The 10,997-nt window shown below is 49.7% G+C and carries 11 protein-coding genes; 7 read left to right on the top strand and 4 right to left on the bottom strand.

Translation table 11 applies throughout. The annotated features are described in order from the left end of the window. Positions 1-69 precede the first annotated feature (69 nt). From DW757_RS09890 to trpS, 3 genes are all read left to right on the top strand, one after another. Positions 70-468, top strand: a complete 399-nt coding sequence (locus DW757_RS09890) for a hypothetical protein (protein ID WP_243033566.1) — start codon at positions 70-72, stop codon at positions 466-468. A 427-nt stretch (positions 469-895) separates the two neighbouring features. Continuing rightward, positions 896-2,779, top strand: coding sequence for a hypothetical protein (locus tag DW757_RS09885; RefSeq protein WP_243033563.1), 1,884 nt, complete (start codon positions 896-898; stop codon positions 2,777-2,779). A gap of 151 nt (positions 2,780-2,930) precedes the next feature. Further along, positions 2,931-3,935, top strand: coding sequence for a tryptophan--tRNA ligase (trpS, locus tag DW757_RS09880; protein WP_021965869.1), 1,005 nt, complete (start codon positions 2,931-2,933; stop codon positions 3,933-3,935). A gap of 147 nt (positions 3,936-4,082) precedes the next feature. On the opposite strand, the gene DW757_RS09875 is transcribed toward trpS, so the two are convergent. Together DW757_RS09875 and DW757_RS09870 are read right to left on the bottom strand one after the other, a co-directional pair. Beyond that, complete coding sequence (locus tag DW757_RS09875) at positions 4,083-5,327, bottom strand: HAMP domain-containing sensor histidine kinase (protein ID WP_021965870.1); 1,245 nt, start codon at positions 5,325-5,327, stop codon at positions 4,083-4,085. Next, the gene (locus tag DW757_RS09870) at positions 5,324-5,998 is read right to left on the bottom strand and encodes a response regulator transcription factor (RefSeq protein ID WP_008399298.1); all 675 of its coding nucleotides are present in this window, start codon (positions 5,996-5,998) and stop codon (positions 5,324-5,326) included. The genes DW757_RS09875 and DW757_RS09870 overlap by 4 nt, the downstream gene beginning before the upstream one ends. A 344-nt stretch (positions 5,999-6,342) precedes the next feature. On the opposite strand from DW757_RS09870, the gene dhaK reads away from it, so the two are divergent. From dhaK to DW757_RS09850, 4 genes are all read left to right on the top strand, one after another. Then, a complete protein-coding gene (dhaK, locus tag DW757_RS09865) occupies positions 6,343-7,332 on the top strand; it encodes a dihydroxyacetone kinase subunit DhaK (protein WP_015573484.1) in 990 nt (329 codons plus the stop codon). Positions 7,333-7,543: 211 nt separating this feature from the next. Further along, positions 7,544-8,167 (top strand): dihydroxyacetone kinase subunit DhaL, encoded by a 624-nt coding sequence (dhaL, locus tag DW757_RS09860; protein WP_008397681.1) that lies wholly within the window; start codon positions 7,544-7,546, stop codon positions 8,165-8,167. Further along, the gene (dhaM, locus tag DW757_RS09855) at positions 8,167-8,547 is read left to right on the top strand and encodes a dihydroxyacetone kinase phosphoryl donor subunit DhaM (protein WP_008397679.1); all 381 of its coding nucleotides are present in this window, start codon (positions 8,167-8,169) and stop codon (positions 8,545-8,547) included. The genes dhaL and dhaM overlap by 1 nt, the downstream gene beginning before the upstream one ends. A gap of 62 nt (positions 8,548-8,609) precedes the next feature. After that, a complete protein-coding gene (locus DW757_RS09850) occupies positions 8,610-9,401 on the top strand; it encodes a DUF6612 family protein (protein WP_015573485.1) in 792 nt (263 codons plus the stop codon). Between the two features lie 185 nt (positions 9,402-9,586). Here DW757_RS09850 and DW757_RS09845 read toward each other — a convergent pair whose 3' ends face one another. Next, positions 9,587-10,129, bottom strand: a complete 543-nt coding sequence (locus DW757_RS09845) for an NADH peroxidase (RefSeq protein ID WP_008397676.1) — start codon at positions 10,127-10,129, stop codon at positions 9,587-9,589. Between the two features lie 362 nt (positions 10,130-10,491). Next, positions 10,492-10,887, bottom strand: coding sequence for a transcriptional repressor (locus DW757_RS09840; protein WP_008397675.1), 396 nt, complete (start codon positions 10,885-10,887; stop codon positions 10,492-10,494). Positions 10,888-10,997: the final 110 nt, after the last annotated feature.

Here is a 10,997-nt window from a genome sequence, read left to right as displayed (position 1 = left end):
TATCGAATTCTTATCTGGAAGGTTTCATTCCCATAGACACAGAATATTTTACAGCCTCGTATTCATGCTTTGGACAAAAATTTTAATCTGGTGGAGATTCCTGTCTCCTACAGGGACAGGCCAGCCGGAAGCGTGTCGAAGCTGAATACCTACAGGGACGGGCTAAAGGTCCTGAGGACGATTGCGAGACTTTTTCGGGAATACCGCCCCTTTGAATTTTTTGGATGGCTGGGACTGTTCCTTTTTCTGATTGCTACAGCCTGCTTTATTCCGATCTTTTTTGGATTCCTGCACACAGGACAGGTGCTCAGGTTCCCTACTCTGATTGTGATTTCAGGGTTCTATGTGATTTCCTTCCTGCTGTGGATGTGCGGTCTGCTCCTGGACGTGATTGCCAAGAAGCACAGACAGCTCTTTGAGCTGTATCTGAACCTCAGGCCAGACAGAAAACGAGAATCCGATCAATAAAGCTTTTCTGACGCCCCGCTTTGCGATAGACACAGACGGGGCATAATTTGTGTATTGTGACAAGATCTTTTGCAGGAGAAAGAGAATGGGAGAAAGTTATTTATCAGGCCGGAATGGCCTTAGTGATGTCAAAAATAGCAGGCGCGGGGCAAAGGGAGATGGCGCGGGCGCAAAAATTTCATCAAAAAGTATCCGTCTTACCTCAAAATTATTTTATGTTTTTTTACTGTACACAGTATTTATATGGTTCTGTGAGGCTGCAGACTTATTCTGTTATCTGACAGGTCTGCCTCAGACAAGTATTCTGTCGAGAGTGTTTGCGCTTGCAGCCGCCGCAGCTTTCCACCTTTACTGGGGAAAACGGGTTTCCTTCAGCAGTGCCTCGAAAAATCAAAAAATACTGTTTGCGGCAGGATGCCTGTTCATTATGGGCTTTTGTCTGGTGAAATGTATTTTTCCGGATTTCAGCTACGATACAGGAAATTACCATCTTTATGTGCAGGTTCCGGGATTTACGGATAATATTCACGAGAGTGTGCTGCCGGGGAGATTCCAGCTTTTTGGCTTCCGTCTGCCGGACCGTATGTTTTATCTGTTCAGAGCAGTGCTGGGTCTGAGGCTGGGAATGCTCTTTACCGGACTTGCTTTGACAGTATCGTATGCCCAGATCTGCTCCCTTTTGAACAGTTTTCTGGAGCAGATGGACAGGCCCCAGACGAAGACAGGCAGGGCGGCAGTGGGACTTCTGGCCTGTGTGCCCTTCCTTTCGCTGCTGTTTCTTCTGAAAAATGAGGTTCTCATGCAGCTGGGAACTTACATGGTGGAAATTCTGTGTCTTCCGTTTTTTATTGAGCTTCTGTCTTTTCTTCTTCAGGAAGAGGAGAGCGAAGAGAAGGCTGTCCTCTTTTGCATCCTGGGAGGCTTTTTTTTCTGCACGAAAATGACTAATATTGTGTACCTGATACCAGTACTGGTCTTATATATTATCAAAATCAGAAAAATCGTTACAGTCAGACTTTTTTTAGGCTGCCTGATTTCAGGGGCCATTCCTGTGTCTGTCTATCTGATTTATAACGGTCTCACCACCGGGAACATTGTCTATCCTTACTATAATACAATTTTTCACTCTCCATGGTTTCCGGATGCCGATTTTAAGGATGGACGCTGGGGACCAAGAGGGATGAAAGAACTTCTGCTGTGGCCTTTTTATATGCTTCTCTATCCGGATTACAGGACGTCAGAGCTGCCGACCAGATATGTACTGGATATGTGGGCCGGGTATATAGCCATAGGAATTCTTGTAATCAGCGGATTCCTTAGGGGCTGGAAAAAATACTGGAGAGAGGGGATTTTGCTGATTGTCTATGTATTCTCTCTCTACGGGTGGGCTGCGACTACAGGACACAGCAGATATCTGATGATAGGAAGCATACTGAACGCCTTAATTTTTGGCTTCTGGTATATCAGAACGGTTTCATCCATGAAGCCTGTCCGCTGCGCTGCCGGTGTTTTTCTGCTTCTGTTTTTCGCAGGACAGGTCTGCAGCAGCGGCTGGGGAACCTTACATGGCTCAGAGTGGGGCTTCAGGAGTATATCGCAGCCGGAAAAAAAGGCCAACATTTCCTGGTTTTTCCGGGACAGAGAGCTGGCCGATCAGGAGACCAGGCAGAAAATCGATGCTGTATATCTGACACAGAATAACTGGGGCGGATGGGCAGAAATGCTGGCAGAGGGAAAACCCATAGTAAATCTTCAGGCAATTCAGTTTGAGCTTCAGGATAAAGAAGAATTTTATGAGAAAGTTCATTCCTGGATGAGAGAGGGAAAACAGGTCTGGGACATGCTTCTGGAAGGGGAGGAAAACCTGCACACTTATCTGGATGGGCTGAACGGACTTGGATATTACGTGGAAGATATGGAGTATCTGGATAATTCCCTGGTGGGCTACAGAACAATGGCCATAGCCAGACTGACCATGGCCGATGGAAGGGAGAATCAGATCATCACAGCAGGGCGGGAGGAAAATTCCGCGACCGTACGGCGGCCGGCAGACCGATGCACGGTGAAAGCTCTGGCAGGCAATCCGGTCTATACAGGAGAGGGGCAGGAATTTACTCTGATTATTGAGGCCAGGGACAGCGCAGGAAATGAGCAGACTGTGAGAATTCCAATGGAGGGAAAGCAGTACAGGAAAATAGAGGCTCCTATGGACCTGTCAGGAATGGAGGAGCAGGTAGAACTAAGTGTGAGGACAGAGCCGGAGACAGTAATAGAGGCGGTAGTGAACCTGCAGCTTATCCCTGCAGAATAGAGGAATCAGAAGGGCATTTATGCCGGAAAAGGAAGAGAAACAAAGATTTCCCATCCGCGCTTTCCGTCTTGAAACCATCCCCGGTCTGTACTATAATGAAGAACAAAGCCGGAAGTCCGGCCAAACCAGACAAAAAGTAAGGAGAAAACATATGTTAGACGGAAAGAAAACACTCTTCAGCGGTATGCAGGCTACCGGAAACCTGACTCTTGGAAATTATCTGGGAGCGCTGAAGAACTGGGTTACCATAAGCGATGAGTACCAGACTTTTTTCAGTGTGGTTGATATGCACTCCATTACCGTCCGCCAGGATCCGGCGGAGCTCAGAAAGAGAGCCAGAAATCTTCTGACACTGTATATTGCGGCAGGACTGGATCCGGAGAAGAACTGCATTTATTACCAGTCCCATGTGAGCGGACATGCGGAACTGGCCTGGATTTTAAACTGCTTCACCTACATGGGCGAGTTAAACCGTATGACGCAGTTTAAGGACAAGGCAGCCAAGCACGCGGACAATATCAACGCGGGACTTTTCACCTACCCGGTTCTGATGGCGGCAGACATTCTGCTCTATCAGGCAGATGTGGTTCCGGTGGGTATTGACCAGATGCAGCACCTGGAGCTTACAAGGGACATCGCCATCCGGTTCAACAATATTTACGGCGATGTATTTACCGTGCCGGAGGCCTATATCGGCAAGGCCGGAGCAAAGATCATGAGCCTTCAGGATCCGGCTAAGAAGATGAGTAAATCAGACGAAAATCCAAACGGAAGCATCTATCTGATGGACGATCCGGATACGATCATCCGCAAATTCAAGCGGGCGGTGACAGACTCTGAGGCCTGCGTGCGCTACTGTGACGAGCAGCCTGGCATCAAGAACCTGATCGATATTTACAGGGCCTGCACAGGAAAGACTCCGGAGGATGTTGAGCGCGAGTTTGACGGAAAGGGATACGGAGACTTTAAGATGGCTGTGGGCGAGGCAGTTGTGGGAGTTCTTCGTCCTCTTCAGGAGAAATATGCAGAGCTCTCCAAGGATAAGGCCTACATCGACAGCGTGATTAAGACCAATGCCGAAAAGGCTCAGTATTTTTCCAGCAAGACACTGAGAAAGGTTCAGAAAAAGGTCGGCTTCCCTGAGAGAATCAGATAATAGGAAAGAAAAGGCATTCGCTTGCCAGGACAGATAAAAGGCGGTATACCCTTCTGCAGGGCGTACCGCCTTTTCGTGGTCCCATCAAAGATTTCCGCGTTTGTTTCGGGAAGCGGATGCTTCAAAAGAGCCGGTCTCCCCTTCCTGTCAGGCTGGAAATGTGACCGTGATCAGCAGAGATTTTTCATCCTGGGTAGCTGCCGATATTTTCCCCCGGTGGGCGTTTACAATAGCCAGTGCGATGGAAAGGCCGAGGCCATAGCCGCCGGTCTGGGAATTTCTGGACTGATCCGCGCGGTAAAAGCGATCAAACAGATGTTCCAGGCTTTTTCTTGAGAGAAACGGTGTTGTATTGAATACACTCAGCCGGATGCTGTTTTTCTGTTTCTCCAGTGTCAGAGAAATGCTTCCTCCCTCCTGGGAGTACTTTACCGCATTGTCCAGGAGAATGGTGATAAGCTGGCGAAGCGCCTTCTCGTCTCCACACATGGATATCATGGGCTGAATCCTGCATTCAAGAGTTTTGTTCTGCGTTTTCGCCAGGGCCAGAAAGCTCTCGGCAGCTTCCTGAGCAATGTCCGACAGGGGAAAGTCGATTTTTTCCGCCGCCGGCTGCTCCTCCATGCGGGCCAGCATAATCAGACTGTTCGTCAGCTCTGTCAGCCTTCTGGTCTGGTTCTGAATATCGCTCAGCCACTCATTGGCTCCGTAATCCATCTCCAGGATTTCCGTATCTGCATCGATAATGGTCAGCGGGGTTTTCAGCTCATGGCCGGCATCTGTGATGAAGCGCTTCTGCTTTTCGTAAGTTTCTGAAAAGGGCTTGACGATTCTGCCGGACAGAACGAACAGCAGAAGCAGAACTGCCAGCAATCCGGCCAGGGACACGCCTGCGCTGGTTAAGATAAAGGTGCGGAAGGAATCCAGCTCACGTCCCCTGTCCAAAAAGATGATATGTGTCCCTGATTCGGAGCTGCTGACGGTATACCGGTAGTCGTTTACAAAGCCCCGGGATCTGCCGGAATCCATGACAGACTGCGCGAAATTCACGGCGTCTGTGGAGTCCACGGCCGCTATTTTTCCCGTGTTTACAGAGAGGACGGTGCCGTCCTGCGCCAGGGAGACTGAGAAAAACCTCAGCTCATAGGGCAGCTCAGGAGAAAAACGGCGATCTCCTCTGTACCTGTCGGACGGGGGAGGGGGCTCTTCTGCGGGATGTTCCCGCTTCGGAAAATTGCCGCCGTTTTCAGCCAGGATTGCCAGCAGACTGTCGGCATCAGAGGTCAGCTTCCTGTAACTCAGGATGCCTGAAACGCTCAGGATCACGGCCAGGACAATCAGCAGGGAACACATGGAGGCGATAATCAGTTTTATGCGCAGTTTCCCTATCATACGGTTTCCTCCAGTGAATACCCGGCATTTCTGGAAGCCTTAATGTGGATAGTGGCGTGGAGAGCAGCCAGTTTTTTGCGCAGGTAGGAGATATATACCCATACCACATTGATTTCAGCCTCGCTGTCATAGCCCCAGATTTTCTCCATAAACCGCTCAGAAGAGATCAGGCATTTGGGATTGCTCATCAGCATTTCCATCATCTGAAATTCTTTATTGGCCAGCCGATAGCTGCCGCTCGGTGTGGAAAGTTCGAAGCTTGCCCTGTTTAACACTACATTTCCCATTTGAAGCTGTGAATCGGGATGTGCTGTCTGCGTCCGCGTCATGGCACGGATCCGGGCCAGCAGTTCCCTTGAGTGGAACGGCTTTGTCAGGTAGTCATTGGCTCCGGCATCCAGTCCCAGCACCTTGTCATCGACCTCTGATTTGGCAGTCAGCAGCAGCACCGGGACCAGGCTTCCCTTTTGGCGCAGCTTCCTGAGCACGGTGATTCCGTCTATTTTAGGCATCATAATATCGAGGATGACCCCGTCGTAATTATCTGATTCCAGATATTCCAGCGCAGCCTGGCCGTCACAGACAGAGTCCACCGAATAATTATTCCGTTCCAATATGGCTGTGAGCGCTTTTGAAAGCGCAGCCTCATCTTCCGCCAGAAGCAGTCTCATGATGTCCCTCCTTTGAAAAAGCAGTTCTGAAGTTAAACATTTATTGTAAAATAATTATATCATAGGCCTTGTACTTTAAATAGAATTAAAATCGTCTTACCGGAGCGCGATTCTTTCGTTAAACTTGTAAAAAATCCAGAATGAAACAATATATTTTGTGAAATAACTGAGAAAATTTTACATATCAGGCAAATTGACTATTGAACAGATCTCGGTGCTTTTCTATAATAGACAGTAGCATAGTCCGGGGAAAGGGATAGTCCCGAGCGAAAGCGAGAGAGCGGGGGACTCCGGGCATAAAGGCTGCCTTATAAAAATTCTTCAGAAGATTGGAGGAAATGGCTATGAAGAAAATTATCAACAGTGTGGAGCAGGTGGAGAATGAGATGGTCCTTGGCATGGCTAAGGCTTACCCGCAGTACGTGAGAAAGCTGGACTGCGGCAATGTGGTGGTGCGCGCTCACAAGAAGGAGGGCAAGGTAGCCCTGATCAGCGGCGGCGGCAGCGGCCATGAGCCGGCTCACGGCGGATATGTGGGAGAGGGAATGCTGGATGCGGCTGTCTCCGGCGCTGTTTTCACTTCACCGACGCCAGACCAGATTTTTGAGGGAATCAAGGCTGTCGCTACGGACAAGGGCGTGCTTATGGTAATCAAGAATTACACCGGAGATGTGATGAATTTCGAGATGGCCGGAGAGATGGCTCAGATGGAGGGAATCAAGGTAGCCCAGGTTGTTGTAAATGATGACGTGGCAGTAAAGGACAGCCTCTATACAGTGGGACGAAGAGGCGTGGCCGGCACTGTGTTTGTGCATAAGATCGCAGGTGCCAAGGCTGAGACTGGGGCTTCCCTTGAGGAAGTGCAGGCAGTGGCTCAGAAGGTGATCGACAATGTGAGAACCATGGGCATGGCAATCCGTCCCTGCACGGTTCCGGCAGCAGGCCAGCCGGGCTTCGAACTGAGAGATGACGAGATGGAGGTGGGAATCGGCATCCACGGTGAGCCGGGAACCCACAGAGAGCCATTGAAGAAGGCAGATGAGATCGTGGATCTGCTTCTCGACAAGATTCTGGCAGATCTGGACTACAGCGGGAAAGAGGTAGCTGTGATGATTAACGGCGCAGGAGCAACCCCGCTGATGGAGCTGTTCATTGTAAATAACCATCTCTCAGACGTTCTGGCAGAAAAAGGTATTAAGGTGTATAAGACACTGGTAGGCGAGTATATGACATCCATCGAGATGGAGGGCTTTTCCATTTCCCTGTTAAGGCTGGATGACGAGTTAAAGGAACTGCTGGACGCCAAGGCAGACACGCCGGCTTTCAAGGCATAAGGGCAGTCTGTCGGGACTAAGGCAGATAGAGCGAGGATGGCAGGGCAGGAGAAGCGGCAGAAGGCTTCTCCTGCTTTTCAGCAATAAATAATAAATAAGGCAGAGAAGAAACTATCACGCCCCAAAACCCACCAGGGTCAGTGCAAAAAACAGGGACAGGAGCGCACATTCCGGCATCCCTGAAAACAGAAAGACAGGAGTTGAAAACAAAATGACAGACAGCAAAAAGGTAATAGAACTGCTCGAAAAAATCGGGGATAAAATTATAGAGGAAAAAGAGTTTCTGACAGAGCTCGACAAGCCCATCGGAGACTGCGATCACGGGATCAACATGGCCAGAGGATTCACAGAGGTGAAGAAAAAGCTGGAAACCATGGCAGACAGCGATCTGGGAACCATTTTCAAGACAGCGGGGATGACTCTCGTATCTACGGTGGGAGGCTCTGCAGGCCCCCTCTATGGAACAGCCTTCATGAAAATGGGCATGGTTTTAAACGGAAAAAAGGAGATGAGCTTTGACGAGTTTATCGCAGCCTTTGAGGCGGCTGTGGAGGGCGTTAAGCAGAGGGGAAAATCAGATAAGGGTGAAAAGACCATGCTGGATGCCATGATTCCGGCTCTTGAGGCTATCCGGCAGACCTACGGGGAAACGAAGGATGCGCAGAGCGCATGGAAGGCAGGGACAAGGGCGGCAGAAGACGGAGTAGAATACACAAAGACGATCATCGCCACCAAGGGAAGAGCCAGCTATGTAGGCGAGAGAAGCATCGGCCACCAGGATCCGGGTGCTACGTCCTTTACCTTTATGATGGAAACCGTGGAGGAGGCTTTGTAATGGTAGGAATTGTCATTGTTTCACACAGCAGGAACCTGGCCGACAGCGTGGTGGAGTTTACCGGGCTGATGGCAGCGGACGCTAAAATTGCGGCAGCAGGAGGCATGGAGGACGGCAGTTTCGGAACCAGTTTTGAGAAGATCCAGAAGGCTGTTGAGAGCGTTTACTCGGAGGATGGGGTAATCATCCTTATGGATATGGGAAGCGCCGTCATGACGACAGAGATGGTCATCGAAATGTTTGATCCGGAGAAGGTTAAGATGGCAGACTGTCCCCTGGTGGAAGGTGCGGTGGTTGCAACCATCGACGCTGTCAGCGGCATGAAGCTGGAGGAGATCACGGAGGCGCTGAAAGCTGTGGGTTCCACCCCGAAATTTTGATGGCGCCCAGAGTGTACACTGGCTTAGGAAGGCAGAAGTCTGCTGGTATGAGGAGGGGAATGATGAAAAAGATAAGACAGATGGCAGCGGCAGTTATGGCTGGGGCCATGCTTGCGGCGGCCGTTACAGGCTGTGCGGGAAAGCAGGACCCAAAAGAAGTTTATGATGCGGCAGTTGCCAAAAATGCAGCTCTTGAGAGTGTGGATGTGGATGCAGATATGAAAATTGGCCTTACTATGGGAGAGGAAAACATGGAGGTGGAAGTAGCTACCAATATTAAGGCAGATCAGTCGGATAAGGAGCACTTAAAGTACCTGACTACTGCTTCCACGACGCTTCAGGGTCAGAGCATTGAAACCACAGCCTTCTATACAGACGGCTACTACTATATGGATGCAGCCGGGCAGAAGCTCAAATATCCTATGGATGTGGAAGAGATGATAAAGACCATTGAGGACAGTGTGGGAACTGCAGAGATGACCTCTGACAGCATGGAATCCATTGAGCTGAAAGAGGATGGCGATAACAGGATTCTCACATTTACCGCAGATCCGGAAAAGATGAGCGGTTACCTGGACGAAGTGATGGGCTCTCTGGGAGACATGGGCGCGCTGGGTGATGTAAATATGACCATAGACTCTGCGTCCGGTGAGTATACGATCAATAAGGACGGATATTACACAGATATGAAGATGGACATGGCCATCACCATGGAGGCTGCAGGCAGTACCATGAACATGACGATCGGAATGACAGGCTCATACAACAATCCGGGACAGGCGGTAGAGGTGACCATACCTGACACGGAGGGATATACGGAGATCGATCCGGCTCTGATGGGCGCGGGGCAGTAGTCAGCGGCTCAGGCAGGTCCTTTCTGTTTTACAGGCACGGGAAGGAAAGAGAGATAAAAATAAAGCCGAACAGGAGAAAGAATGATTCCCCGTCCGGCTTTATTTTTATCAGCGCGCAGGCAGCGCACTGTCATAAACCATGATATCTGTCTGCCGTCTTTCCTGACGGTATGAGGCAGTTTTTATTAGCCAAAGTATCTCTCAAGCAGTCCCTTGAATGCCTTGCCGTGTCTTGCCTCGTCGCGTGCCATCTCATGAACTGTGTCATGGATTGCGTCAAGATTTGCAGCCTTTGCACGCTTTGCCAGGTCAAACTTTCCTGCTGTAGCGCCGTTCTCAGCCTCAACTCTCATCTCAAGGTTCTTCTTTGTGCTGTCTGTTAATACCTCACCAAGAAGCTCAGCAAACTTTGCAGCGTGCTCTGCCTCCTCGTAGGCAGCCTTCTCCCAGTATAAACCGATCTCCGGATAGCCCTCTCTGTGAGCAACTCTTGCCATAGCCAGGTACATGCCGACTTCCTTGCACTCGCCCTCGTAGTTAGCTCTTAAGTCCTCCATGATGTCCTCACTTGCGCCCTGGGCAACGCCTACTACATGCTCAGCAGCCCATGCCATGTCAGCAGCCTGCTCCTGGAATTTGGAAGCCGGAGCGCCGCAAACCGGACACTTCTCCGGAGCTGCATCTCCCTCGTGAACATAGCCGCATACTGTACAGACAAATTTTTTCATAGATTATACTCTCCTTTTCATATATAAAAATGTTTATTGGGTTCTCTCATCAAGCTGTTTCTGCATGCCGGACTGTGCGTCCGCCAAATAAAACAGTAATGATTACTGATATTAAGTTATCACAAGAAAGAGATTTTGTCAACACTTGTTTTAAAGTTTATATAAATTTTAGGTATTGCTCAGATATTTGTCCCGCTGCCAGGGCGTCAGAGAAAGAACACAGCAGGCGCTGAAAAATAAAAATCTGAGGAATAAAAAACAGGACCCCACTCCCTGCAAAACAGACGCCCAGGCAAAATTCTGTCAGTAATCTTTCCTTTCCCGGCGGCCGGGGCGCAGTTTACAAAGGGCGGAATCCTGTGTCAATGGGTGTCGTTTCTCAGACACTCTCCGCAGGTCCCGTAAAAGAAGACCGTGTGCTCTTCTACTGTACCGTCAAGGCAGGCTCTGGCCTTGTCTTCCAGGGCAGGCTCTGCGGCCATGGGAAGATCCAGTATCCGTCCGCATTTCCTGCAGACATAGTGATAGTGGGGCGAGGTATCATAATCAAAGTGGTCTGTTCCGTCTCCACAGGAGAACTTGCGGATCTCGCCCAGCTCCACTAGAAGGTTCAGATTGCGGTAGACAGTTCCGAGACTGATATTTGGAAACTGTTCACGGATGCTGGTGTACAGGGCATCGGCTGTAGGATGATCCCTGCGGCCCATAAGACAGGCCTTGATGGATTCCCGCTGGCGGCTATACTTAAGAGTTTTCATAAGCAGCTCCTTCCTTCAAGCTCATCGCTGATCTGGCGCAGCTCCAGTTACAAAAGATAGTGATAATAGTTACTATTTCATTTTGCACCATAAAAAAGCATTTGTCAATT

This window comes from Clostridium sp. AM29-11AC (genome assembly GCF_003480545.1).
Classification (GTDB): Bacteria; Bacillota; Clostridia; order Lachnospirales; family Lachnospiraceae; genus Otoolea; species Otoolea saccharolyticum_A.
This window is presented reverse-complemented; position numbering and strand designations above follow the sequence as displayed.